Raw genomic sequence first — 24,445 nt, forward strand, 5'->3', positions numbered from 1 at the left:
TTGACTGAAAGGGTTTTTACCTTGCTGTAAGTGAATACAGTCTTAGAGGTGATAAACGTCGATTACCTGGTTGATGTAATCGTTTTTCAGCACCACGTATTTGCTTAAAATTTGTGGTTTGTCGCCTGAAAAGTCAATTTCATAACGTGACATACCGAAGTAGCTGTAGTTAGTTTTGTAACGGAAACTCAAGGTATTCCAGTTAAAACGTACAGTTACCTTGTCACCATCACGTTCAACAATTTCAATATTGCTGAGGTTATGGCAGGTACGGGTATCCGGCATGGTGGCAGATGAACGTTCAGTCTTGATACGGAACACACGGTCTTCCAGACCTTGACGGTCAGGGTAGTAAATCAAAGAGATTTCAGACTGTGGATCTGTGGTCAGTTTGTCGTCGTCATCCCAAGCTGGCATCCAGAAAGACGCAGTAGGGGCATAACACGTCAACCAGTCATCCCATTGCTCATCATCTAAAAAGCGGGCTTCTTGATACAGGAACTGCGCAATTTTTTCTAAAGTGATGTCGCTCATGCGTTTTCTCCTTCAGTAGATGCTGCAATTTCTTTTTCAGTCGCGATGCCTTTTTTGATCAGTTCTAACCAGTACTGGTGTTGAGCCAGGTATAGACCTTCGTCTTCAGTTTTAATACCAGACAGTTTTGGTTTTAAACCAATTTCGTTGGCAGCATCATCCGGGCCTTGGATCCAGTGTTTAGAACCGCGACACATATCGTTCCATTCCAGCGCGATACCTGCGTAACCCGCCTGACATGCACGGAATTCTTCAAGATCGTCTGGAGTTGCCATACCTGATGCGTTAAAGAAGTCTTCGTACTGACGGATACGGCGTGCGCGTGCTTCTGGCTCTTCACCTTTAGGCGCGATACAGTAAATCGTGACTTCAGTCTTATCGACAGAAAGTGGACGTAATACACGGATTTGTGAACCGAACTGATCCATGAAATACACGTTTGGATACAGGCACAGGTTACGTGAACGTTCGATCATCCACTTCGCCATTGCTTCACCGTATTGCTCGGTGTATTCATCTTTCTTGGCAAAGTTAGGACGGTCTTCCGGGTTAGCCCATTGTGTCCAAAGCAGCATGTGACCGTGTTCAAAGCCGTAAGAACCACCGCCTTGTTTACCCCATGAACCAGCGCTCATGGCACGAATGTTGTCACCCGCTTCTTTTTCTTTACGTTGCTGAGTCGTTGCAGCGTAGTTCCAGTGTACTGCAGATACGTGGTAACCATCGGCACCGTTTTCAGCAGTCAACTTCCAGTTACCTTCATAGGTATAAGTCGAAGAACCACGTAAAACTTCCAGACCTTGATCAGACTGACCCACGATCATGTCAATGATCTTGGTCGCTTCACCCAGGTATTCTTCCAGTGAAGGAACATCCGGATTCAAGCTACCAAACAGGAAGCCTTTATAGCTTTCAAAACGGGCAACTTTTTTCAAGTCATGCGAACCGTCTTTGTTGAAGCAATCTGAATAACCTGCTTCTGCCGGGTCTTTTACTTTTAACAACTTACCAGAGTTATTAAAGGTCCAGCCGTGGAATGGGCAAGTATAGGTCGCTTTGTTGCCTTTCTTGTTACGGCACAATTGTGCACCGCGATGCGAACAGGCATTGATCATTGCATTGAGTTCACCTTGACGGTTACGTGCAATGATAATGGGTTGACGGCCAATATAGGTGGTGTAGAAATCGTTGTTGTTTGGAATCTGGCTTTCATGCGCCAGATAAACCCAGTTGCCTTCAAAGATGTATTTCATCTCCAGGTCAAACAGGGCTTGGTCTGTGAATACAGAACGGTGAAGTTTAAATTCACCAGATTCAAAATCGTCAACCAGTAGTTCATCAATACGATCAAGATGGCTGGTGTTAATTACGGGAATACGAGGCATGTCCTTTCTCCGACTTTCCTGGGGGGAAGTCAGCGGGATATATCTTTGAAACATACCCCGCTTCTATAGTTGTATTAAGCGCTAGCGCGGCGACGATCAACTTCAGTCGTTGGTGCAGCAGCTTGTTCTTTTACAAGTTCAATATCGAACTGGATGTGTTTGAAAGGACCTTTTAAGCCACGTTTTGCAATTTCAGCTTCATCAGTCACATCCACCGCAGTTGCCACCAAGCCTTCACGGGTTGCAAATGCAAAGTCATCCCACAGGTACTGGTCGCCTTCGATGTTGAATTGAGTGGTCAGCTTGCGGTAGCCCGGTGCAGATACGAAGTAATGCACATGCGATGGACGGTTACCGTGACGACCTAATTTGTCCAGTACAAACTGAGTTGTACCTTCTGGAGGGCAGCCATAACCGACCGGCATCGTTGTGAGTGCAACATATTTACCGTCTTGGTCACTGAAGATAGAGCGACGTAAGTTGAAATCAGACTGTGACTTATCAAAGAATGAATAGTTCCCTAGGCTGTTGGCATGCCAAATTTCAACTTTAGCGCCTTCGATGATATTGCCTTCAGTATCCGTCACTGTCCCTTCAATGATCAACGTTGGGATTTTGTCTGATTCAGAACCATCATCCATACGTGCAAAGCCAACTGACTCTGGTGCACCTGAGACATAAAGTGGGCCTTCAATGGTACGTGGTGTACCACCGCTAATTCCTGCTTTTGCATCTGCTTCATCAGCACGTAGGTCCAAGTAATGCTCTAGACCCAAACCTGCAGCCAATAGGCCTAGCTCGTTTGCTTGGCCTGCATCAGTAAAGTATTCAAGACCTTTCCACAATTCAGTTTGTGAAATATCAAGATCTTCGATCGCCTGGAAAAGATCACCGAGTAAACGTACAGTAATTTGCTGTACACGCTCATCTACAGGACCTGTCGCAGTGTCGACATTCATTTGTTTTACTAATGCATCAATTTCTTGGCGATTCATACTATTACTCCTCAGTATGTCTACATTCTTTTATGTGGCGTGCTGTTTAGCTTGCTCTGGCTGGCTAAATCTTGCTGGCCACAATCCTTGTTTGGTTACCCTCTGGTCTTGCTGTGGGAAGGGAATAACGTTATTCCCAAGTCCCAAAATTCTTACTTAAAAACTCTTACTTAACTGTCGTCATCACGAACTGAAGATGGGTGACGGTTCAACGGCATCACTTCAATGTTCATAAATGGATAAAGCGGCAAGCCCTGTAACAGGTTGTGCAACTCTTCATTGCTTTCAACATCAAAAATACTGATGTTTGAATACTGGCCGGTAATGCGCCAGATATGACGCCATTTACCTTGACGCTGCAATTCCTGTGAATAGGCTTTTTCAACAGCCTTAATTTCATTTGCCTGTTCAACTGGCAGATCACGTGGAATGTTTACATCCATACGTACGTGAAAAAGCATGGGTTTCTCCTAATTACTGACGACGCAAGTTGTCAATCTTGTTTTCATCCAACTCAATACCCAGACCTGGTCCTTTCGGAATCTCAAGTTCAAAGTTTTGATAGTTGAGTGGGGTTTTCAAAATATCTTCAGTCAGCAGTAGAGGACCAAACAGCTCGGTACCAAATGCCAGACTTTCAAAAGTAGAGAACACATGTGCTGAAGCAATCGTGCCCACAGGGCCTTCCAGCATGGTGCCGCCATACAGGTCAATACCTGCCAGTTTGGCAATCAGGCCAACTTCACAACCTTCGATCAGACCACCTGACTGAGCCACTTTGACTGCAAAAACAGATGAACCGTTTTGTTTGGCAATCTCATAAGCTGACTGCGGGCCCATTAACGATTCGTCTGCCATGATGGCAACATCAAAACGACGGGTTAGACGGCGCATAGCATCCAGGTTATTGATCGCACATGGCTGTTCAATCAGATCAACACCGCCATCTTGCAGCAACTGAATTCCTTTAATGGCGTCTAATTCTGACCAGGCACGGTTCACATCGACACGGATCGAAACGTCTTTGCCCAAGGCTTTCTTAATCGCCAGTACATGTTCAACATCTTCTTCAACTGGACGAGAACCAATTTTGAGTTTGAAAATGTTGTGGCGTTTTGCCGCAATCATTTTCTCTGCTTCAGCAATATCTTTTTCGGTATTACCAGAAGCCAGTACCCAAAGAACTGGAATACTGTCACGTAAGCGGCCACCAAGAACTTCACTTAATGGCAAACCTAAACGTTGTGCCTGAATATCTAGAAGTGCAGTCTGAATCGCACATTTGGCAAAACGGTTACCATTAATATTCTTTTTGATTGCTTGTAATGTTTGTGCAACATTTAAACCAGATAATGTTTGTAAAAGCGGTGCGAAATAAGTTTCAATATTAACTTTTACGCTTTCCGGGCTTTCATCACCATAACCTAAGCCACCGATAGTTGTTGCCTCACCCCATCCGATGTAACCATCTTCAGTGGTGATTTTAACCAATACCAGGGTCTGGGTTTGCATCGTTGCCACTGCCATCTTGTGAGGGCGAATGGTTGGAATTTCTACCAGCAAGGTTTCAACTGACTTATACATAATACGGGTTCACATTCTTGCTTTAATGCTTTGACTTGATATACCTTAAAAGAATAATGTTGATTGGTCTAAGATCGATTTAGCATTTTTTTATACTTTAAAGGTATTCAGCGCCATGGAACTCAGACATTTACGTTACTTCGTTGCCGTCGTCGAAGAGCAAAGTTTTACCAAAGCGGCAGAAAAGTTGTTTATTGCTCAACCACCTTTGAGCCGACAGATCCAAAATCTGGAACAAGAACTCGATATTCAGCTATTTGAGCGTGGTAGCCGCCCGCTAAAGACCACGGAAGCCGGTCAATTCTTCTATCAGCACGCTGTTAAACTTTTGTCTAATGCGGAAGAAATAAAATCGATGACCAAGCGGATTGGTATTGCCGATCGCACGATAAGTATTGGTTTTGTTGGCTCTTTATTGTTTGGTTTATTGTCCCGTATCCTGTTTTTATTTAAACAGCAGCATCCTTATCTCAAAATCGAGATGATGGAAATGAATACTTATGAACAGATTCAGGCCCTCAAAGAAGGACGTATAGATGTCGGCTTTGGCCGTTTAAGAATCTCGGATCCTGCCATCAAACGGGTGTTATTGCGTGAAGAACGCTTGGTGGTAGCAGCTCATTCAAGTCATCCGCTGGCGCAAAGAGAAGGTTTACATTTATCTGAGCTGGTCGATCAACAGTTATTTTTATATCCAAATACAGGGAAAGCTAATTTTGCCACCCAGGTACGTGGCATATTTTCCGAGTATGGTCTGGAACCGAAAAATATCCGTATTGTCCGTGAGTTACAGTTGGCACTTGGCTTTGTTGCTGCAGGCGAGGGTATTTGTATTGCTCCAGAAAGCGCGCAAAATATTAAATTAGCCCATCTTAACTTTATACCTTTAGCAGATGCATTTGCGGTAAGTCCTGTCTTTATGGCCATGCGTAATATGGATGAAAGTGAATACATCCGTTATCTATTTGATGCCGTGTATCAAGCCTATGATCTGGAAGCATTAAAATATGATCGAGCCGTATTTTAACTGCTTAAAATCGTGTGAAAGAGAGCAATAAAACACCTGAGGGCGAGATAAAAAAGAATTGTTTTAAGGAATATTATAATTAAATAATATATTTATTATTTAATTTAATCACTTAGCTTGCACTAGACTTTATAGGTATAAAGGCATGCCTATTCAGTTTTAGACATTTTTTTCTATTTTCTGCATTGTGAGCAGCATTCGTTGAACTTCACAATTAGGAGGTGGAGATGTCTACAAATAAAGTGAATATAAATACGCTGATTGATGAAGCGAAATTCACGCCCTTTCACTGGGGTGTCTTGATCTGGTGTTTACTCATCATTATTTTTGACGGTTATGACCTGGTCATCTATGGCGTGGCATTGCCGCTGCTGATGCAAGAATGGTCGCTGAATGCGGTACAAGCGGGAATGCTGGCCAGTACTGCCTTATTCGGGATGATGTTCGGTGCCATGAGTTTCGGTACCTTGTCCGATAAACTCGGCCGTAAAAAGACCATCATGATCTGTGTGGCGATTTTTAGTGGTTTTACTTTTATTGGTGCCTTTGCCACATCTCCAGTTGAATTTGGAATCTTACGTTTCCTGGCGGGTCTTGGGATCGGTGGTGTGATGCCAAACGTGGTGGCATTGATGACTGAATATGCCCCTAAACGTATCCGCAGCACGCTGGTTGCCTTGATGTTTAGTGGTTATGCCATTGGCGGTATGACGTCTGCGCTATTAGGTGCATGGTTGGTGCCACAATTTGGCTGGAAAATCATGTTCCTGCTGGCTGGTATTCCATTGTTGATCTTGCCGATTCTTTGGAAATACTTGCCAGAATCGCTAATGTACCTGACCAACAAGCAGGAGACTGCTCAGGCACACACGATTATTCAGAAAATCTCTCCGTCGCAAGTCATTACTAACGATACCCAGTTGGTGCTGAATGAAGTGCAAAAAGGTGATGAAGCACCATTAAAAGCGCTCTTTCAACAAGGCCGTAGCTTCAGTACATTCATGTTCTGGCTGGCATTCTTTATGTGTCTGTTGATGGTATACGCACTAGGTAGCTGGTTGCCTAAACTGATGATTCAGGCTGGTTACTCGCTGGGTGCAAGTATGATCTTCCTGTTCGCACTGAATATCGGTGGCATGGTGGGTGCGATTGGTGGGGGTTACCTTGCAGATAAATTCCATATCAAAAAAGTGCTGACCATCATGTTCTTATGCGGTGCCATTGCCTTGATTCTGCTTGGCTTTAACAGTCCGCAATTTGTACTGTATACCTTGATTGCTGTGGCAGGTGCTGCAACGATTGGCTCACAAATTCTGCTGTATACCTTTGTCGCACAGTATTATCCATCGACGGTACGTTCTACCGGTATGGGCTGGGCATCAGGTATTGGACGTATTGGGGCAATTGTGGGTCCGGTTCTGACAGGCGCATTATTGACCATGAATTTACCGCATCAAATGAACTTCTTTGCAATTGCGATTCCTGGTGTAATCGCTGCGCTGGCAATTTTACTGGTGAACTTAAAAACCTCTGTAGATGGTCAAGCCCTTGCAAAGTCTGGTGTAAAGCCAAACCCAATGGTAAAAGAAGCGACGCATTAAGTTAGATTTAACTTAATAAAGATAATATTCCCAATGATATAGATCGCCATCGTAATGGGTGGTGATCTGTTGCTAGAATCGAAACGCATAATAAAAAGCGAGTTTAGGATGAACACGACATTATTTACCCAAAAATCAATCAATAAGCCAACATTAAAACGTACATTATTGATGAGTATGATTGCAATGAGTATGGGCGGCATGGGCGTATCAGCTCAGGCGCAAACTGCACAAAACAGTCAGCAAGAAATTGAACAGCTCCGTCAGGAAGTTCAGGCCTTACGCGCATTGGTTGAGCAACAGCAAAAACAGACTGCGACTTTAAATACTGCTGTACAAACTCAGCAAGCAGCAGCGGCATCTGCCAAACCTGTGATGAAACTTGCCAGCGGTGCTGAATTCAACCTTTACGGAAATGTCCGTGCCGATGCCTCTTATCAGGCTGAAGGCGGTGGTAAAGACATGCCTTATAACCAAATTAACAGTGTGCCACTAGAAGGTAATTCGGAACAAAGTGATCGGTTTCGTTCAACACTTTCTGCGACTCGTTTAGGTATGGACTTTAAAGCACCGGTTGGCGCTGGAGATAAAGCCCTGAGCGGTAAGGTTGAGGTGGATTTTCTAGGTGGTGCAGGTCTGGATAATTTACGGATCCGACATGCGTATATGAGCTATGCCAACTGGTTAATTGGTCAAACCTGGTCAAACTTTGCTGTACCGGATTATATGCCAGAAACAGTGGATGCTTTGGCTTATGTAGGTGGCGCAGTAAAACGTACACCACAAGTGCGTTACACAACTAAGTTTAGCCCACAAACTAATTTAGTTGTTGCTGCGGAAGATCCAAAAGATAAATTAGTCAGTGATAAAGCGATTAATCAGCGTTTTCCAGCTTTAACTGCACGTTTAAACCATCAATTTGCAGATAATTTAAACGTAAGTGTTCGTGCAATGGGGCACGAAAAACGTATAGATACTGATGAAGAAATGGCATGGGGGGTAGGTGTTGGTACAAAATATGAAGTTGTACCAGGTACTACTATAAAAGCCGACTACTATCATGTGAAAGGTGATAATAGCTTTGTATCATTTGCAAACCCAGGCGTACTAGTTAAAGATGGTAATCTGATACAAAGCGAATTTGACTCGATTACGGTAGGTTTAACCCAGCAGTTTAATGACAAATTGCGTGGTACTTTGGGCTATGGCTATATGAAGTTTGATGATGATCAAGATTACATTAATGCTTTAAGTAACAAGAGTGCTGCGAATAAAGATCTTTGGCAGGCATGGGCCAATATATTCTATAGCCCACGTAAACCACTTAGCTTCGGTCTAGAATATGTCTATGGTGAACGTAAAGCCTATGGTCCTGTTTTAGATGAATACGATCAACCAGTTAGCGGTCGTACAGGCGAAGACAACCGAATTAATGCGGTTGCCATTTATAACTTCTAAAATATTGCTTAAACAGAATATTTAAGTTAAGAAAAGCGTGGCTGAATTAAGCCACGCTTTTGTTCATTTGCAGAATCGTTTTTGCCAGCAGATTGACTGCTTGTTCAATATCAGCATTCCATTCGAAAGAACAATTTAAACGAATATAATTTTGGCTGGCATGATCCGGTTTAAACAGCAGTGCAGGGGCAATTGAAATATGCTGCAGCAGCAACTGTTCATAGAGCGCCTGGGCATCCAGTTGTTTCGGCAATTCAATCCAGAGAAAATAACCACTGGAATAATAGTAAATTTTACATGTAGGCGCTAAGCGGTTTTTGAGATCCTGATAAAACTTCTTTTTATATTTTTCCAGATGATGTCTTAGCTGTCGTAAATGTTTTTCATAATGATGATGCGAAATAAATTCTACCAGCGTGTTCTGGAGTAAGGGACTGACCGTTAAAGTGCTCATGAGCTGCAAATGCTGAATGGCATCGGAAAATGGACCGGCATAGACCCAACCGACGCGTGCGCCCATGCCTAGTGTTTTGGAAAATGAAGCACAGTGCAGCACCATCTGATGCTGGTCAAAATATTTAACTGGTAGCGGTTTGGATGAACCATAATTCAACTCCTGATAAACATCATCTTCAATTAAATAGACCTGATATTCATACAAAAGTTCAGCAATTCTCTGTTTAATTTCCGAACTAACAGTAAAGCCAATCGGATTATGCGCGTTCAGCATTAGCCAGCACACCTTGATCGGATACTGTTTCAAAGCCTGTTCAAATGATGCCAGATCAAAACCGAATTGCGGATGCTCAGGGATAGTAATCACCTGTAGCCCCAAACGCTCGGCTGCCTGCCAGGCTCCATAAAATATGGTTTGTTGCAGCAGGATAAAATCACCGGGTTGGGTCAATGCCTGTAAAGACAGATTCAGTGCTTCTAATGCTCCAGATGTAATGACAATGTCATCTGCATGGCAAGCAATGCCTTGCAACTGGTAACGATTAGCAATCAGTTGGCGTAAATCCTGATTGCCAGGCGGCATATGATTCTGGTTGTTATAACTGCTTTTTCTTTTGGCCTGCTGCGCCAGAATCTGCATAAATTTGGCGTTATATAACAGCTCTGCATTGGGAAATGCGGAACCAAAAGGCACAATTTCTGCAGCTTGGATCGATTTTAAATAATTAAATACCACAGAGTTGATTTGAACTTTTGGGCTTAAACTAATCTGGATTGGTTGTTTGCTGTTGACCAGATCTGTAGAACGCTCTGCAACGTAATAGCCGGATTTATCTCTGGCATAAACCAGACCTTGCGCTTCAAGTTCCTGATAAGCATTGAGTACCGTCATCAGGCTATAGCCAGACAATTGGGTCTGTTCGCGGAGTGAAGGTAATTTTTCATGTACCCTCCATACGCCGTTTTCAATCATCTGACGGATATTCTGCGCCAGTTTTTCAGACTTATACATACACTTGCTTGAACTAAGACTGTTCTAATTATTTTGATTTATAGCATATTTCAAGATGCTCAATATAACAAATTAAGTTTAATGTGGTTGTCAGTCTATTTTCAAGCTGGCGTTCTATCGATCTGCTGTACTGTTCTTCTAAGATCAGTATCCAAGTAAATATTTCTATTCAAATGGGATGGTTGTATTAATCGGGTCGACATGAACTCAATACATGATCATTAAACTGAATATCAGGCCTCAACCTTTCTAGGGAAATTCTCTACCTCTCCATCAATCGTATTCTAATTTTTATACGCCTGAGTCACTTCTCTTAATTTGTCACAATTCGATACTTACAAATTCAGATTTACTTGCTAAATTCAGTCCACATGATGATAAAAACTATGTCACGGTCTTAGACCGCTCCATCATGTCTAGATAACAACGATACGAATACACGGACCAATAACAAGCACAAAGGAGTGGACAATGCTCGGAAATATGATGTTTCAGCCTTTACTGATCAGCAGCATGATTGAACATGCAGGACGCTATCATGCCGATACCGAGGTAATTTCCAAAAATACCGACACCAGCATTAAGGTGACCAACTGGGGCGAAATTCATCAAAACTCGAAACGTTTTGCCAAGGTATTGCAACAACTCGGCTTGGAACAGGGAGATCGGGTTGCCACCATTGCCTGGAATAATCATCGCCATTTAGAGTCCTGGTATGCTATTTCTGGCAGCGGTCTGGTCTGTCATACCATTAATCCGCGCCTGTTTCCGGAGCAGCTGATTTTTATTATGAATGATGCGGCAGATCGTGTGGTCATCTTTGATAAAACATTTGTACCTTTAATCAAGGCGGTAAAACCGCTGCTGACCTCAGTCGAGCATTTTATCTGTCTGGATGCTGCCGATCCGAGCGTCACTGAAGCCATTCCAGAAGTGCAATTTTATGATGATCTGATTGCCAGTCAACACACAGAATTTGAATGGCCAGTCATTGATGAAAACTCAGCCAGTTCACTGTGCTATACATCAGGAACCACGGGCAACCCTAAAGGCGTGCTATATAGCCATCGCTCTACTGTATTACATAGCTATGCCATCATTTTACCGGACTCATTAAATGTCTCGGCTGCCGATATTATGTTGCCAGTGGTGCCGATGTTCCATGTGAATGCATGGGGCACGCCATACGCGGCAGCCATGGTGGGATGCACGCTGGTACTGCCGGGGCCAGGTCTGGATGGTGCCAGTCTGGTGAATCTGATTGATACGTATAAAGTTTCAGTGGCGCTTGGCGTGCCAACCATCTGGCAGGGTTTGATTGCCGCAGCAAACCAGTCAGGTTCCAAGCTGGAAAGTCTGAAACGTAATGTAATCGGAGGATCGGCCTGTCCACCGGCAATGTTACGAACTTTCAAAGAGCAGTTTAACTGTGAAACAATTCATGCTTGGGGCATGACGGAAACAGGTCCAGTGGCTACTGCCAATCAGCTCAAAGCCAAACATTTACAGCTATCAGATGAAGAAAAACAGCAGATTCGTCTGTCTCAAGGCCGACCGCCATTTGGGGTTAGTGTACGTTTAACTGATGTAGAAAAATGTACGCATGAAATTGAACGAGATGGTGAAACTATCGGAAGTTTACAGGTGAAAGGGCACTGGGTTATTAATAAGTATTTCGGTAAGCAAGAATCTCCATTGACTGAGGATGGTTGGTTAGATACAGGGGATATTGGCACGCTGAATCAAGATGGTTTTGTAAAACTCAGTGACCGTTCCAAAGATTTAATCAAGTCTGGCGGCGAATGGATTTCATCGGTGGATCTGGAAAATATTGCCATGGGACATCCGGAAATTGCGATGGCGGCGGTGATTGCCGCCCAGCATCCAAAGTGGGATGAACGTCCGGTATTGATTGCGATTAAAAAATCGGACAGTCAGCTGAGTGAGACAGAGCTACTCGATTATTATGCTGATAAAGTCGCTAAATGGCAGGTTCCAGACAGAGTGGTTTTTGTAGACTCAATTCCACTAAGTGGAACTGGAAAGATGCTGAAAAAAGATTTGCGGGAACTCTATGGGAATATTCTTTTAGAGCAGGCTGTCGGTTAGAGCCTCAACATGAAATTTTGATTGAGCCATATATGACATATCTTTTGTCATAAGAAAAGCCTATTCTAGAGAGGATAGGCTTTTTATAAATACTCATATCATTGATTTTTAAAGTTATATATGGAGTTTTAGGGCATTGGTTTTAGAAAATTATAAAATCTTAAATTTCTTTTTCATAAAGTAAAAAGCTAATAAAACACTTAACCAAAATAAATAATTTAAAAGAAAATAGTTAAAGAGAAATTCATCTTGATCCCAGAAAATAAATAACACACTTATATTATTAGCAGGTGATGTAAAATCTCCATCAATTAAGAATACAAAAGGAAATCCTCCTGCAAGTCTATGTACTTCCTCAATTTGATCTACCACTATACGATTAATAGGGATGTATCTTTGATAAAACAAAGATACCGAGGTTAGTGCAAAAGATAAAATGCTGATATATAATATTTTTTTCATAGACTAATTCTTTGTCTTTTAAGTTTATCAAAAACAACCAATAACACAGCCAGGAAATAGAGTCAGAAGAATGGTTGGTATATTGCTATACATTTCAACTATTCTTTAAAAAACTACCCCTTACGAATTTGTCTAAAAAGAATAAAACTAACGTAGCAATAATTAGAGAAGCTAATATATACGGTTAGCAATTTAAGGATGCTATGTTATCAATTCAAATTACTAGAGATGACAAATAATGTATCGCATGACGATCTAACAAGCAAAAAAATCACTCAGAATTGATTTCCCTATAAAAGTCAGCTTTTTATATAGAGTTAGCAGAATTAACAGATATAAAAATCCCTTTTTCTAAAAACTATAGTTTCAGCAGATGCTTTTGCTTCATATTGTCCGACAAAAAGCTCTATTATGTTTGATAAGCACATAATTTGACCTGTATTGATATGGTCTGAATTATAAAACGCTTTATGCTGACAACATAATAAATAGACAGTTGTACATTAATATTACTGTCTGCGGATAAGGGGATAAAAATGACAAGTATGCCGACCTATCAGCCGCATTGGGTTCGTGAAGATTTCATTGATTTTATTGGTGAAAAAATCCATCCAACCTGGGCGTTTAAAAAAGTTAAAGCGGCCATTATGGGCATTCAGGCCATCAGTCCTGACTTTTTCAAGATTCACTTGCGCCCGAATCATAATTTTAAAGCCAGGTCATTTCAGGCTGGCCAACATATTGCAGTAACAATAAGACTCGATGGTGTACGTCATCAGCGATATTATTCTGTGGTGACGGTATTAAAAAATGGTGATTTGATTATTGCGGTGAAACAGCAAGGCAAAGTGTCACGCGCCTTGAGCCAGATGCAAATCGGGGCTGTCATTGAAATTTCGCAGCCGCAAGGTGACTTTATACTGCAAAACTCTAGCCAGCCAACCTTATTTCTGGCATCCGGCAGTGGTATTACTGCAATATATTCCTTGCTGCAAAAAGCAGTGATCCAGTCCCTGGAACAGATCGACCTGATTTATTTTACTCGCGATGATGCCTTTCATGCTGAATTGAAAACCCTGGCTTTAATGCATCCAAACTTGAAATATCATCATTTTAATACACGGGAACAGCAACAGCATCTGAATCAAAGATTATTGCAAAAACTGGTGCCAGATGTTGCAGAACGAAAAATATATGCCTGTGGCTCTGCTGGGATGATGAAGGCTGCACTTAGAATTGTAGAAAAACTGGATTTGAAATCCAATTTTCATTCGGAATATTTCCAGATTGTGGTCGATGAAAAAATTAAGGCGCAGCCAGTACAGTTTTTAAGATCGCAGCAAGTGTTTCAGGCTCAGTCCAACTTGCTGGAAAGCGCTGAAAATTCAGGCCTGCGTCCTGCTCATGGTTGCCGGATGGGAATCTGTAATACCTGTTCCTGTACCAAAGTCAGTGGCTCGGTGCGTAATGTCCTGACCGGTGAGGTTGATCATGGCAATAACACCCAGATTAAACTTTGTATTTCCCAGGCGATGAGTCCAGTCGTTATTAATTTATAAGCCAGTATTAAACGAATAAAAAGGTGCTCCCATGAATATGCAAATTGATTTTAAACGACACAGTAAGTCGCAATTTCTCAGTCCTGAACAGATTGAGGAGTTTGGTGCTAAAGTCGATGCGATCCGCCGCGAGGTCATGGACGATCTGGGTGAAAAAGACGCCAATTATATTTATAAAATCCGTAATTTTGTCCGTTATAGCGAAATTGCATCCCGAGGCATGTTGATGTTTGCTGGCTGGTTGCCACCGGTTTGGCTGGCAGGGACAGGGCTGCTTGGCATCTCCAAAATTGTGGAAAATATGGAGCTGGGACATAATGTCATGCACGGTCAGTTCGACTGGATGAATGATCCGACCCTGAACGGAACCACCTATGACTGGGATACGATTTCCACAGGAGATGACTGGAAATATACCCATAACTATATTCATCATACCTATACCAATATTGTCGGGATGGATCATGATGTCGGTTATGGCCTGATTCGGGTCAGTGAATCCCAAAAATGGGAACCACGTTTCCTGTTCAATATTCCACTGGGCATGCAGTTAATGGTGTTTTTTGAATGGTATGTCGGCCTGCAACGCTTGCATCTGGAAGATGTGATTGCCTATAAAACCAAAACCTGGAAAGAAGTTTGGAAAGAAGCGGCTCCACTGCGTCAAAAAATGCGCCGTCAGGTGTTAAAAGATTATGTATTTTTTCCAGTGATTGCTGGCCCGAATGCCATTCCTGTGTTTGCCGGAAATGCTGTAGCCAATGTAATTCGTAGTCTGTGGGCGTCTGCGGTGATTTTTAATGGTCATTTTACGGAAGATGCTGAAACTTTTGAGATGGATAATACCGACAATGAAACCCGTGCTGAGTGGTATTTACGCCAGGTTCGTGGTTCGAGTAATTTTACCGGGACGGACTGGCTGCATATTTTGAGTGGTAATTTGAGCCATCAGATTGAACATCATCTATTTCCGGACATGCCAGCCAATCGCTATGCGCAGGTGGCGCCGAAAGTAAAAGCGCTGTGTGCTGAATATGGCATTCATTATAATGAAGCGAGCTTTATAAAACAGTTTTCTACTGTTTGGGTGCGTCTGGCCAAATGTTCATTGCCGAATCACTGGACTGCACAGATTATTGAAAAAACCCACTCTGCTAAATCTGTATTGAGCCACTTTAAATCCAAAATCATGCCCTAATTTTTAATGTGTGGTATTCACCCGTTTGCTACGCCTCAATAGATTTACATGGTCTATTGGGGACTTTTTTGCTTTTTTGTCGTTTTAGTAGAAATTGAATCATCCATTTTTATGAATGAAGTATGGAGAGATATTTCAAAAAAATCACCAAAGAAAAACAGATACGGTACTGCTGAAACGCTTTGCCTACAACAACCTGCTTAAGCTCTAGAGGGTTGTCCCTATAATGGCCGCGTTGTCACAATCAAGGTCTCAGTTTTGAAATATCTTCAATTTTTTTCAGGCATCTCATTATTACTGCTTTTAACTGCTTGTAACCTCACAGAAGCACCAGCTCCAGATTATCAAGGAAACTGGAAAAATACGCTGGAAAATCCAAAACTTGAAAATGTATTGGTCATTTCGAAAAATGGTGAAAATTACTTCATTACCAACACCATAAAAGACAAAGAAACTGGTAAAACCGAAGAGAAAAATCCGATGCCGGCAGCAGTGAGCAAAAATGGCTTACTTCAGTTAAATGCAGGTGCAGGTATGGTTGATTTTGCAATCGATGAAAAAACAGGAAATCTGGTCGGTTCAGGCTCAGTCTATGAGAAAGCCAAATAACGTTTTCTTCTCAGGTCAGAGATCTGCAGAAAAAAATGTCATGAAATACAATGATTCATGGCATTTTTTTTATTGGGCTAAACTTAATAACTCAGTAAAATCTTCTGCAAAATAATTTGCTTGGACCTTGATCAAATCTATTTCATGAACAGAGTATTGATCATAAACTGCAATCACATCGATTCCTGCATTGTTGGCCGCTTCAACGCCAATTAATGAATCCTCAATAATCAGGCAATCTGCGGCTTGCACCTGAAAATGCTGAAGGGCATTGAAATAGACTTCAGGATGCGGCTTGATGTTCTGCACATTTTCACGGGTCAAGAGCAGGGCAAAGTCATCATTAAAGCTGATTTTTTTGTTAATGTTTTGATTATTGTCCTGATAACGCTGCACATTGAACAAACTGGTGGTTGTGGTCAGGGCGATCTGAATCCCTTGTTGTTTCAGGGCTTGAATGAACCGTTCAGCATGTGGTTTTAGCTCGACCACATGATCGAGAAAATGCCGTGAAATTGCATAACGGCGGTTTTTTACTTCTTCTTTATTCGGCGCAAATCCATAAAGCGCTTTTAAATAAGCACAATATTCCAGATAGGGATCCGGCCGATGTTTAAATTTTTTGAGCTGAAGATCGCGCTGTTGCTGGATCTGACTTAAGTCGACTTCAATATTTGCCAACTCCTGAATCAGCGCAGCATCGACCTGATTCCAGACTCCCACGGAATCAATCAAGGTGCCATCCAAATCAAAACACACCAACTTTTTGCCTTGGAACATAAGATATTTCTCTTAATTTGCATCGTTAATTCTGTGGGCTTGAGTATATAGCATGAAGCTTGCGTGTTTAAGTTGACCAAGGAAAAACAGAAGTGCATATTTACAACAGAAGTACTTGTAACGAGGTTCCACATCAGAGAAAAGTAATTTTTAACACCACATGGAAATTGACTGATCCTAGAAATCGTTGCAAAGTGTTATATTTGAACATTGGCAATTGATAAAATGATGTCGATGATATCTTCGTCAAAATTATTAGAAAGTTAAAGGAAATGTGTTTCTGTGTTTGAACTTGACTGTAAATTGCTCAGTATTTTTTATTATGTCTATAAATTTAAAAACGTATCTCAGGCAGCTGATCATTTAGACATGAGCCAGCCAGCGGTGAGCAATCTGCTGAATAAAATTCGCCAGCATTATGGTGATCCTTTATTTTTACGTATTGGCAATGAAATGCTGCCGACAGATTTATCTAAGCAGTTGTTTCCCTTGGTCAGTGAAGCACTCAGTAAAGTTGAAGCGATTAATAATTTCACCATCAATTTTGATCAGGTCACTTCACAGCAACGTTTTACACTGGCGATGACCGATGTATCGCATCTGGTGTTATTGCCAAAAATTTCACAGTATCTCAAGCAGCATGCATCACATATCCGCCTGAATGTGCGTCCGATTACCTCGGAAACCAGTTATCAGATGGCCAATGGCGAGATTGATCTGGCTTTGGGCTTCTTGCCAAATCTGGAGAATGGCTTTTATCAGCAGAAACTGTTTGAACAGTATTATGTGGTGATCGCAGCGAAAGACCATCCGCGACTAACGGGTGACAGCATCACGACCGAAGAGTATTTACGTGAAACCCATATCGATATTGATGCCGGGATGGGGCATTACCATATTGAAAATGAATTGCTGAATCTGGAACTCAAGCGCGACATTCTAATGCGTCTGCCCAGCTATTTAGGCGTGGGACTGGTGGTACAGGAAACCGATGCGATTGCGACCGTGCCTTATTATTTGAGCGAAGTCCTGTTATCACGTGGCAATCTCAAGATTTTTGGGGCACCGATTGCTTTCCCGACCTATTCTGTAAAGCAGTATTGGCATATGTCCTGTCATCATAAAACCAGTCATCAATGGCTACGCAATATGTTGCATGAAATCTTAAGCAAATAGCATTTCAGCATACATGCATTGTGCTGCAATCTGCTTTTTCTCTATCTCAGAGATTTCGACACCATCCCATTTTTCAATCTGCTCGATTAACCAGATAAAATCGGCAAGCTGCGGTTTCGCACTTGCACCAACAAGATTGCGGATGATGTTTTGAATTTTATGATAGTCACAGACATGACGCTGTGCAGAGCATTCAAACTGGATAATCTGATAATCAACCAGCATGTCCCAAACTTGGGACAGATCAGCACGCTGTTTTAAATCCGTTTGGGCTTTCTGGACAGCATTGACCAAAGCCTTCACCGTGCATGGATGTAATTCTGCCCATTCCTGAGTCATGGCCAGAACCTTGTCGGCAACTTTAGGAATGATATTCTGGCTTGCAGCGACAATTAAACTATAGCCTTCAAGCTTGGCCTGAATATTCCAGGGTTCTCCCACACAAAAGCCATCAAAGACCTGTTCCGAGATTCCTTTTACCATCGAAGCTGGTGGTGAGGTCATGAGCTGAATCTTGTGGGCAATATTGACATCTGTCAGGGCTAACCATTCTTTTATACAATAATGATGAATTGAGTGCTTATAGACATAGGCCAGATTCATTTTCTGCTGTTGTTGCAAGGCCTGCACCAGTTTTTGAGAACTGCTTTTTTCATCATCTTCTGCATCAATTCCCAATTCATGACACAGATCTTGACGCAGGCTGATAAAAGCCTGATTCATGCTCAGTACCAACGGGGTTTGCAAAGCCACCTGTAACTGGTCTGTACCCAGAGCAGCAGCAGGTAGCATGGCGGACAAACAATGCGCAGCGTCCAGAAAGCCATAGGCCAGACGGTCTCTTAAACTGGACCAGGAGGCCTCCCGGATTAAGTTGATGGTTAATCCCTGTTCGGCAAAATAACCCTGTTTTTCGGCCCAGAGAATGGCAACACAATCAAGTAAAGGAATATAGCCAATATTGAGTTCAGTTTTTTCTAATGTGGACATATGCTTTTCCTTATTGGCCCAGTAGCAGCTTCTGTGCATCCAGTAAGCGTCTGGCCATTTCACCAATGGTAATCCGGTGACTCATGGCATTTTTACGCAATAAAGCAAAGGCCTGTTCTTCCGTTAAGGCATGCAGCTGGATGAGCAGGGCTTTGGCCTTATCGATATCTTTACGGTCAATTAGCTTGTCCTGGGTTTCTTTTAAATCATTCAGCAGCTTTTTATGTTTGCGAAACTGTTCAATTGAAATTTCCAGAATACTTTCTAGTTTGGTGGGATCAATACCATCGACAATATAAGCCGTGATTCCGGCATCAATCGCACTTTTGATGGTGTCTTTATTGGAGTTCTGGGTAAACAGCACGGTCGGAAGTTCATATTGGCTGACACAGCTTTCAATAATATCCCGATGCGGATGATCCATATTCAGCAGGATCACATCTGCATGAATACCCTTAACATGTACCATATTCAGGTCATTCAGGATTAAACAGGCCACCACCTGAAAATCATGTGAAAGTAAGGATTCCTGGATGAATTGGGCACGCTCCAGATCATCATCAATAAGAGCAATTCGTAATTTGGACATGGAATATTTTCAAGTAAGGCCTAAGGAATATTCAAGCAGGAGTAAAGCAAAAAACATGCCATTAAATTGGTGCATAAAATTCTATTTTTCTGTTCAATTTAGTGCATAGCTTTAGGGATTTCAGCTGATGGCTGATCAAAATGAAGCGTTTAGGTAGATCATCTGCCTGAAATAAGGCGTTTTCTTATTGGAAAAGTTGGCACGATTTCTGCATTTATTAAATCGTCAAAGATGACTTTCAATACTAACAACGGCCAACGATGTCCGTTCTGATCGTAATTGCATTTTCAAAAAAATGTGATTGGTATTTCGTTCAGCACAGGATAAATGACATGGTCAGTTGTTCAGCAATACAAAACGCACAAGCGTTTCAACCCTTCCGCCAGCATTACAAAGTGCTGGGTTGCGGTATTTACAACATATTCAATCAGCAGACATATCAATGCCTAGACGTGATATGTGGCTTTTTATCATCTTTAAAAAAACAATAGTTGGAGTGCAGATATGAAAATTCTCATGATTGGGCATGGCATGGTGGGGCATAAATTCATCGAATCTGTATTGGAACAGGCCGGTGATGACATTGAGCTGACCATTTTGGCAGAAGAGCCACATTTAGCTTATGATCGGGTGCATTTGACCGAATATTTCAGCGGTAAGTCGGTGAAGGATCTGAGTCTGTGTCGTAGTGATTTTGCCGATGCCTATGGCATTGATTTGCGAATTAATACTAAAGCGGTTGAAATTGATCAGCTCAATAAAACCGTCACCACCAGCCAGGGTGATGTGCTGAATTTTGACAAGTTGATTCTTGCTACCGGCTCTTATGCCTTTGTACCGCCAATCCCGGGCAATGACCGTCAGAATTGCTTTGTTTATCGTACCATTGAAGATCTGGATGCCATTCGCGCAGCCAGCCTGAATGCCAAAACCGGTGTGGTAATTGGCGGTGGTCTGCTGGGTCTGGAAGCAGCGAAGGCTTTGCGAGATCTGAATCTGGAAACCCATGTCGTAGAATTTGCTCCGCGCTTGATGGCGGTGCAGATTGATGATCTGGGCGGCCGGGTACTGCGCTCTAGAATTGAAGACCTTGGTGTCAAGGTGCATACCCAAAAAGCAACCTCATCTATTGAAGATGGTTACAACGCTCAGCATGTAATGAAGTTCGGAGATGGTTCGGTACTTGAAACCGATATCATCCTGTTCTCGGCCGGTATTCGTCCGCGTGATGAACTGGCGCGCCAGAGCGGCCTGCTGATTGGTGAGCGTGGCGGCATCATCATTAATGATTATTGCCAGACCTCACATCCGGACATTTATGCCATTGGTGAATGTGCACTTTGGGACAATAAAATTTATGGTCTGGTTGCACCGGGCTATGACATGGCGCGGATCGCGGCAAAACATGTACTGGACCAAGAGAGCCATGCATTCGCTGGTGCCGACATGAGCACCAAGCTCAAACTGATGGGTGTGGATGTTGCTTCTATTGGTGATGCACACGCCATGTCACCAGATGCCTTGAGCTATTTCTATGCTGATGAAGCCGTGCAGGTTTATAAAAAAATCGTGGTGTCAGCAGACAAAACCAAGCTGCTGGGCGCAGTGCTGGTGGGCTGTGCCAAAGAATATAGCGATCTTCTACAAATGATGCTGAATGGTCTGGCTGTACCGGAGCAACCAGAAAGCCTGATCATGCCGGGCTTTGATCAGTCAACTTCAAAATCAGGTGGTAGTGGTATCGACTTATTGCCTGACAGTGCGACCATCTGTTCCTGTAATAACGTTTCCAAAGCTGATATCTGTTCAGCCATTGATGGCGGTGCAACTTCATTGGGTGCACTGAAAAAATGCACGCAGGCTGCAACGGCGTGCGGTGGCTGTGCGCCACTGGTGACGCAGGTTCTCAAATCTGAATTACAGCGTCAGGGTGTCACGGTGAACAATCACCTGTGCGAACACTTTGCCTATTCACGTCAGGAACTGTATCACCTGGTACGCGTGCATGAAATCAAGACATTCTCTGACCTGATTCAGCAACATGGGCACGGCATGGGCTGTGATATCTGCAAACCGACCGTAGCCAATATTCTGGCATCCTGCTGGAATGATTTTGTTTTAAAACCTAGCCATGCCGGTTTACAGGATAGCAACGACTACTACCTCGGCAATATTCAGAAAGATGGTTCCTATTCGATTGTGCCACGTGTGGCAGGCGGCGAAATCACCCCGGATGGCCTGATTACCATCGGTCAGATCGCCAAAGACTATGGCCTATATACCAAAATCACAGGCGGACAACGAATTGACATGTTCGGTGCGCAGGTACATCAACTGCCTGAAATCTGGGAAAAACTGATCAATGCCGGTTTCGAGTCTGGACATGCCTACGGCAAATCCTTACGTACGGTGAAATCTTGCGTGGGCAGTACCTGGTGTCGTTTTGGGGTCGATGACTCTGTCGGCTTGGCGATTTTCCTTGAGAATCGTTATAAAGGCCTGCGTTCACCACATAAAACTAAAATGGCAGTATCTGGCTGTACCCGTGAATGTGCAGAAGCACAGAGCAAGGATGTCGGTGTCATTGCCACCGAAAAAGGCTGGAATCTATATGTATGCGGCAATGGCGGTATGAAACCGCGCCATGCTGAACTGCTCGCCTCGGATCTGGATACTTCCACACTCATCAAATATATCGACCGCTTCTTTATGTTCTATATCCAGACAGCAGACCGTCTGCAGCGCACCAGTGTGTGGCGTGACAATATGGAAGGTGGGCTGGACTATCTGAAAGATGTCATTGTGCATGATTCGCTCGGCATTGCCGCTGAACTGGAAAGCCGTATGCAGCATGTGATTGGCACTTATCAGGATGAATGGCGCACTGCGATTGAAGATCCTGAAGTGCGCAAACGCTTTAAGACTTTTATTAATGCCAAAGTAGCCGAGCAGAATGACCCGCATATTCAGTTTGCGCCTGTACGTGGCCAGATTCGTCCAAAGACAGAAGCTGAACGTGATTTAAACCGTATTCCAGTGGTTGAAGCCTAAATACCACAGTCAGGGAGAATGAAAATGACAATTTTAAAAGACATGAACGAACTGAACTGGTACGAAGTCTGCAATCTGGATGAGATCACTCCGAATACCGGTGTGGCGGCCTTGATTGAAGATCAGCAGATTGCAATTTTTCGCGTGGGTCAGGAACAGCGGGTTTATGCACTCAGCAATCAGGATCCGTTTAGTCTGGCCAATGTCATGGCACGTGGCATTCTGGGGGATCTGCAAGGTGAGCGTGTAGTCGCATCCCCAATTTACAAGCAGCATTTCAGTCTGGTGACCGGCCGTTGTCTGGAAGAACAAGACAAGAAATTACTGGTATTTCCAACCCGAATTGAAAATGGCAAAGTTCTGGTGAGTCCAACTCCACAAAAGACCTATATTTCCAGTAATGGTCAAAACACAGAGCGTTTAAAACTGGTACTGGTCGGGAATGGGCTGGCGGGTATGCGCTGTCTGGAAGACTTGCTGGATATGGCGCCAGATCGTTATGACATGACCGTAATTGGGGGAGAACCGTGGGGCAATTACAACCGGATCATGTTGTCACCGGTATTGTCTGGTGAGAAAAGCTTTGCCGAAATTATGCTGCATTCAGCCGACTGGTATGCCGAAAAAGGCATTCGATTCATCGCTGGAGATGCTGCCATCGCTATCGACCGTTCGCGTAAACAGGTTCATACCGGAAAAGGCGAAGTCGTTGCTTATGATCGTCTGATCCTCGCGACCGGTTCCAAACCTTTCGTACCGCCAATTCCGGGTGCTGAACTTGAAGGCGTGATGAGCTTCCGGGATATTCAGGATGTTAACCGCATGCTGGATTACTGCAAAACCAAGCAAAATTCCGTCGTCATTGGCGGTGGTCTGTTAGGACTGGAAGCCGCATATGGCTTGAAACAGCGAGGGATGAATGTAACGGTGCTACATCTGATAGACCGTATTATGGATCGTCAGCTGGACATGAAAGCCAGTCAAATGCTGAAGAAATCAATTGAAGAAAAAGGTATTAGGATTATCACCGAAGCCAATACCGAAGAACTACTCGGTAGTGATGGTCACGTGACTCAACTGCGCTTAAAAGACGGGACAATGCTGGATGCTGATTTGGTGGTATTCGCCGTCGGGATTCGACCAAATAAAAGTCTGGCCGAACAGTCTGGCCTGCGCTGTAACCGCGGCGTGCTGGTGAATGACACCATGCAGACCTATGATCCGAGTATTTATGCAGTGGGTGAATGTATTGAGCATCGTGGTCAGACCTTTGGATTGGTTGAGCCATTATGGGGACAGGCCTTTATCTGTGCGACTCATCTGGCTGAACATGGCCGACTGACCTTTAAGGCACCGACTGTTCCGACCCAGCTTAAGGTCAGCGGATGTGACGTATTCTCGGCAGGTAATTTTGAACCGACTAATGATTTCGAAGATATCGTGCTGAATGATGAGAAGCGTCAGATTTATAAACGGATCATCATTCAACAGGACAAAGTCATCGGTGCGGTGTTGTTTGGCGATACTGAAGATGGGGCATGGTATGCCGAACTGATTGCAGATCAGACACCAATTAGTAATATCCGCAGCAAGCTGCTTTTTGGTCGGGATTTTGCATTAAGGAAAGTAGGCTAATCGGATAAAGCTCTCCAGCCCTTCTTTAGCAAAGGAGGGTTGGGGAGGATTAAATTTTAGGCTTGCTCATTCAGAAATTATATTGCTGGATAAGCCTTCAATTGTAGGTTGGTGCAACAAAGCCAATTACATTTAAAAATATGGCACGTTATTTGCTGATCTATTTAGTAAATATGGCAACGGCGCCATGACACGATTGATCTGCTTAAATAATGCAAGGCAAAGACGCCTAGGG

20 protein-coding genes are annotated in these 24,445 nt (G+C 43.2%); 10 read left to right on the plus strand and 10 right to left on the minus strand.

All coding sequences use genetic code 11. The features are described from left to right. Positions 1–42 precede the first annotated feature (42 nt). From benB to FTV29_RS09500, 5 genes are all read right to left on the minus strand, one after another. Positions 43–534: a benzoate 1,2-dioxygenase small subunit gene (benB, locus tag FTV29_RS09480; RefSeq protein WP_154773527.1), complete on the minus strand. Its 492-nt coding sequence runs from the start codon at positions 532–534 to the stop codon at positions 43–45. Beyond that, positions 531–1,919 carry a benzoate 1,2-dioxygenase large subunit gene (gene benA, locus FTV29_RS09485; RefSeq protein ID WP_180075416.1) on the minus strand — a complete coding sequence of 463 codons (1,389 nt, stop codon included), beginning with the start codon at positions 1,917–1,919 and terminating at the stop codon, positions 531–533. Before benA ends, benB begins: the two co-directional genes overlap by 4 nt. 74 nt (positions 1,920–1,993) lie before the next feature. Beyond that, on the minus strand, positions 1,994–2,914 hold the full coding sequence (gene catA, locus FTV29_RS09490; protein ID WP_005170822.1) for a catechol 1,2-dioxygenase: 921 nt from the start codon (positions 2,912–2,914) through the stop codon (positions 1,994–1,996). A gap of 170 nt (positions 2,915–3,084) precedes the next feature. Then, a complete protein-coding gene (gene catC, locus FTV29_RS09495) occupies positions 3,085–3,375 on the minus strand; it encodes a muconolactone Delta-isomerase (protein ID WP_154773530.1) in 291 nt (96 codons plus the stop codon). 13 nt (positions 3,376–3,388) lie between these two features. Then, positions 3,389–4,498, minus strand: a complete 1,110-nt coding sequence (locus tag FTV29_RS09500) for a muconate/chloromuconate family cycloisomerase (protein ID WP_180075417.1) — start codon at positions 4,496–4,498, stop codon at positions 3,389–3,391. A gap of 115 nt (positions 4,499–4,613) precedes the next feature. Here FTV29_RS09500 and FTV29_RS09505 point away from each other — a divergent pair, with 115 nt between their 5' ends. The 3 genes from FTV29_RS09505 to FTV29_RS09515 all read left to right on the plus strand — a co-directional run bounded on the left by FTV29_RS09505 (position 4,614) and on the right by FTV29_RS09515 (position 8,584). Then, complete coding sequence (locus tag FTV29_RS09505; RefSeq protein WP_180075418.1) at positions 4,614–5,525, plus strand: LysR family transcriptional regulator; 912 nt, start codon at positions 4,614–4,616, stop codon at positions 5,523–5,525. Positions 5,526–5,752: 227 nt separating this feature from the next. Then, positions 5,753–7,126 carry an MFS transporter gene (locus FTV29_RS09510; protein ID WP_180075419.1) on the plus strand — a complete coding sequence of 458 codons (1,374 nt, stop codon included), beginning with the start codon at positions 5,753–5,755 and terminating at the stop codon, positions 7,124–7,126. Between the two features lie 108 nt (positions 7,127–7,234). Then, complete coding sequence (locus FTV29_RS09515) at positions 7,235–8,584, plus strand: DcaP family trimeric outer membrane transporter (protein WP_180075420.1); 1,350 nt, start codon at positions 7,235–7,237, stop codon at positions 8,582–8,584. A gap of 46 nt (positions 8,585–8,630) precedes the next feature. Here the strand turns inward: FTV29_RS09515 and FTV29_RS09520 are convergent, their stop codons facing one another. After that, the gene (locus FTV29_RS09520) at positions 8,631–10,052 is read right to left on the minus strand and encodes a PLP-dependent aminotransferase family protein (protein ID WP_180075421.1); all 1,422 of its coding nucleotides are present in this window, start codon (positions 10,050–10,052) and stop codon (positions 8,631–8,633) included. A 471-nt stretch (positions 10,053–10,523) separates the two neighbouring features. On the opposite strand from FTV29_RS09520, the gene FTV29_RS09525 reads away from it, so the two are divergent. Continuing rightward, positions 10,524–12,161: a long-chain-fatty-acid--CoA ligase gene (locus tag FTV29_RS09525; RefSeq protein ID WP_100535121.1), complete on the plus strand. Its 1,638-nt coding sequence runs from the start codon at positions 10,524–10,526 to the stop codon at positions 12,159–12,161. A gap of 150 nt (positions 12,162–12,311) precedes the next feature. Here the strand turns inward: FTV29_RS09525 and FTV29_RS09530 are convergent, their stop codons facing one another. Next, on the minus strand, positions 12,312–12,623 hold the full coding sequence (locus FTV29_RS09530; protein WP_005096948.1) for a hypothetical protein: 312 nt from the start codon (positions 12,621–12,623) through the stop codon (positions 12,312–12,314). A 536-nt stretch (positions 12,624–13,159) separates the two neighbouring features. Between FTV29_RS09530 and FTV29_RS15005 the strand changes: the two genes are divergently transcribed. The 3 genes from FTV29_RS15005 to FTV29_RS09550 all read left to right on the plus strand — a co-directional run bounded on the left by FTV29_RS15005 (position 13,160) and on the right by FTV29_RS09550 (position 15,989). Continuing rightward, positions 13,160–14,182, plus strand: a complete 1,023-nt coding sequence (locus FTV29_RS15005) for a flavin reductase family protein (RefSeq protein WP_005096945.1) — start codon at positions 13,160–13,162, stop codon at positions 14,180–14,182. Between the two features lie 31 nt (positions 14,183–14,213). Continuing rightward, positions 14,214–15,380: an acyl-CoA desaturase gene (locus FTV29_RS09545; protein ID WP_180075422.1), complete on the plus strand. Its 1,167-nt coding sequence runs from the start codon at positions 14,214–14,216 to the stop codon at positions 15,378–15,380. Positions 15,381–15,638: 258 nt separating this feature from the next. After that, positions 15,639–15,989, plus strand: coding sequence for a hypothetical protein (locus tag FTV29_RS09550; protein ID WP_074382760.1), 351 nt, complete (start codon positions 15,639–15,641; stop codon positions 15,987–15,989). A gap of 69 nt (positions 15,990–16,058) precedes the next feature. Here FTV29_RS09550 and FTV29_RS09555 read toward each other — a convergent pair whose 3' ends face one another. Then, the gene (locus FTV29_RS09555) at positions 16,059–16,769 is read right to left on the minus strand and encodes an HAD family phosphatase (RefSeq protein WP_005096941.1); all 711 of its coding nucleotides are present in this window, start codon (positions 16,767–16,769) and stop codon (positions 16,059–16,061) included. Between the two features lie 282 nt (positions 16,770–17,051). Between FTV29_RS09555 and FTV29_RS09560 the strand changes: the two genes are divergently transcribed. After that, positions 17,052–17,945 carry a LysR family transcriptional regulator gene (locus FTV29_RS09560; protein ID WP_005096940.1) on the plus strand — a complete coding sequence of 298 codons (894 nt, stop codon included), beginning with the start codon at positions 17,052–17,054 and terminating at the stop codon, positions 17,943–17,945. Here FTV29_RS09560 and FTV29_RS09565 read toward each other — a convergent pair. After that, complete coding sequence (locus FTV29_RS09565) at positions 17,934–18,935, minus strand: CmpA/NrtA family ABC transporter substrate-binding protein (protein WP_180075423.1); 1,002 nt, start codon at positions 18,933–18,935, stop codon at positions 17,934–17,936. The genes FTV29_RS09560 and FTV29_RS09565 overlap by 12 nt on opposite strands. 10 nt (positions 18,936–18,945) lie before the next feature. Further along, positions 18,946–19,524: an ANTAR domain-containing response regulator gene (locus FTV29_RS09570; protein ID WP_004280362.1), complete on the minus strand. Its 579-nt coding sequence runs from the start codon at positions 19,522–19,524 to the stop codon at positions 18,946–18,948. 504 nt (positions 19,525–20,028) lie between these two features. On the opposite strand from FTV29_RS09570, the gene nirB reads away from it, so the two are divergent. Next, entirely contained in the window at positions 20,029–22,575 is a 2,547-nt protein-coding gene (gene nirB, locus FTV29_RS09575) for a nitrite reductase large subunit NirB (RefSeq protein ID WP_218946064.1), read from the plus strand. 24 nt (positions 22,576–22,599) lie between these two features. Continuing rightward, on the plus strand, positions 22,600–24,210 hold the full coding sequence (nirD, locus tag FTV29_RS09580; protein WP_180075424.1) for a nitrite reductase small subunit NirD: 1,611 nt from the start codon (positions 22,600–22,602) through the stop codon (positions 24,208–24,210). The last annotated feature ends 235 nt before the right edge of the window (positions 24,211–24,445 follow it).

Source organism: Acinetobacter sp. YH12254 (genome assembly GCF_013417415.1).
Classification (GTDB): domain Bacteria; phylum Pseudomonadota; class Gammaproteobacteria; order Pseudomonadales; family Moraxellaceae; genus Acinetobacter; species Acinetobacter pseudolwoffii.

Coding starts and splice junctions, on each gene's coding strand:
- benB (WP_154773527.1), bottom strand. CDS start 534: ATGAGCGACATCACTTTAGAAAAAATTGCGCAGTTCCTGTATCAAGAA.
- benA (WP_180075416.1), bottom strand. CDS start 1,919: ATGCCTCGTATTCCCGTAATTAACACCAGCCATCTTGATCGTATTGAT.
- catA (WP_005170822.1), bottom strand. CDS start 2,914: ATGAATCGCCAAGAAATTGATGCATTAGTAAAACAAATGAATGTCGAC.
- catC (WP_154773530.1), bottom strand. CDS start 3,375: ATGCTTTTTCACGTACGTATGGATGTAAACATTCCACGTGATCTGCCA.
- FTV29_RS09500 (WP_180075417.1), bottom strand. CDS start 4,498: ATGTATAAGTCAGTTGAAACCTTGCTGGTAGAAATTCCAACCATTCGC.
- FTV29_RS09505 (WP_180075418.1), top strand. CDS start 4,614: ATGGAACTCAGACATTTACGTTACTTCGTTGCCGTCGTCGAAGAGCAA.
- FTV29_RS09510 (WP_180075419.1), top strand. CDS start 5,753: ATGTCTACAAATAAAGTGAATATAAATACGCTGATTGATGAAGCGAAA.
- FTV29_RS09515 (WP_180075420.1), top strand. CDS start 7,235: ATGAACACGACATTATTTACCCAAAAATCAATCAATAAGCCAACATTA.
- FTV29_RS09520 (WP_180075421.1), bottom strand. CDS start 10,052: ATGTATAAGTCTGAAAAACTGGCGCAGAATATCCGTCAGATGATTGAA.
- FTV29_RS09525 (WP_100535121.1), top strand. CDS start 10,524: ATGCTCGGAAATATGATGTTTCAGCCTTTACTGATCAGCAGCATGATT.
- FTV29_RS09530 (WP_005096948.1), bottom strand. CDS start 12,623: ATGAAAAAAATATTATATATCAGCATTTTATCTTTTGCACTAACCTCG.
- FTV29_RS15005 (WP_005096945.1), top strand. CDS start 13,160: ATGACAAGTATGCCGACCTATCAGCCGCATTGGGTTCGTGAAGATTTC.
- FTV29_RS09545 (WP_180075422.1), top strand. CDS start 14,214: ATGAATATGCAAATTGATTTTAAACGACACAGTAAGTCGCAATTTCTC.
- FTV29_RS09555 (WP_005096941.1), bottom strand. CDS start 16,769: ATGTTCCAAGGCAAAAAGTTGGTGTGTTTTGATTTGGATGGCACCTTG.
- FTV29_RS09565 (WP_180075423.1), bottom strand. CDS start 18,935: ATGTCCACATTAGAAAAAACTGAACTCAATATTGGCTATATTCCTTTA.
- FTV29_RS09570 (WP_004280362.1), bottom strand. CDS start 19,524: ATGTCCAAATTACGAATTGCTCTTATTGATGATGATCTGGAGCGTGCC.
- nirB (WP_218946064.1), top strand. CDS start 20,029: ATGAAAATTCTCATGATTGGGCATGGCATGGTGGGGCATAAATTCATC.
- nirD (WP_180075424.1), top strand. CDS start 22,600: ATGACAATTTTAAAAGACATGAACGAACTGAACTGGTACGAAGTCTGC.